This window comes from Streptomyces sp. NPDC002784 (assembly GCF_053592135.1).
This window is the reverse complement of the sequence record NZ_JBSFVD010000202.1, coordinates 1-1,067: the sequence shown is the minus strand read 5'-3', so window position 1 is coordinate 1,067 and position 1,067 is coordinate 1. Positions and strand designations below refer to the sequence as shown.

The 1,067-nt window shown below is 37.4% G+C and carries 2 protein-coding genes; both read right to left on the bottom strand.

The features are described from left to right. The coding region (locus ACWD1Z_RS37810) for a CorA family divalent cation transporter (RefSeq protein WP_451125484.1) at positions 1 to 478 on the bottom strand (478 nt) is incomplete at its 3' end. 93 nt (positions 479 to 571) lie between these two features. Then, positions 572 to 832: a hypothetical protein gene (locus ACWD1Z_RS37805; RefSeq protein ID WP_351661596.1), complete on the bottom strand. Its 261-nt coding sequence runs from the start codon at positions 830 to 832 to the stop codon at positions 572 to 574. Positions 833 to 1,067 lie beyond the last annotated feature (235 nt).

Below are 1,067 nucleotides of genomic sequence, written 5' to 3'. Positions count from 1 at the left end.
CCAAGTCACTGTTCTTCGTCTTCCGGTTCAACATTTTATCCAAATAGTTGCGTTTCTTGGTAATGGCGCGAGAAATTGGGATAAAACTGACAACAACTGTAAACAGTGTTTGCAGAATAAATGCATCGACGCTCTTAACCTCGGGATTATCCAATGCCGAGTAAAGTGCCGTGTTGACTTCAGGTATGCCGCTTTGATTAAACGTGAATAAAACGCCCTTATGGAGCAACATGCCAAATGGCTGGGTAATGTATCTCAGCGCATCTTTGTCGAGGGCATACGGCGCCAGAAAGATGAATAATTGGTAGTCCTCATTGATATCATAAACATAATTAGTACTTTCATCATTATCAGTGACGTACTCAATAATATCTTCATCGATGCCATACTGATCTTCGAGGGTTGCCCGTTCTTCGGCATTGATTTGAATCGTTTCAATCCATTTGGTTCCATTGATTGTCTTTTCGGGTTTGATCATTTAGTAATTCCCCTGTTAGTTATTAACCTCTATTTTAGACTAAAAGAAAAGAAGCTGCAGACAAATTTTTAAATTGTCAACGATTCCCAACTGCTAAACACTTTTATAAAGAATATAACGGAAACCTTGTCGGGCTGCCATTTTGTCGGTACCGCTCATATCAAAGGTTTCAGCCGTTTTATTAGCAAAATCCTTTTTAATATACACGTCTTTTGCTGTAACTTCTAAATCTGCTAAATAAAGTTTGTTAGGTAGGTTTCGTTTTTTCTTTGGGTTAAATCCTTGCTTGATTTGAAATAATAGTCCTGCTATATATGATCCATTATACCATTTAAACAAAAAAACAGCCCCCATTATCTACCTAGTAGATAACGGGGACTGTTTTAATAGGTTTTCACAGGGGCGATTATATAATTATAGACCCTGAGCTAAGGAATGTACTGATGTTTTCTAGTATAGTCCCTAGTCTGGCATCCCAAACAACTTTTCGTTTATACCCTTATCATGTGACCATTTAATCAACATATCAATTGTCAGAGGATATATGGCTATCTTTGAATATTCTAACTCTCATACTGTGAAGGAAGCC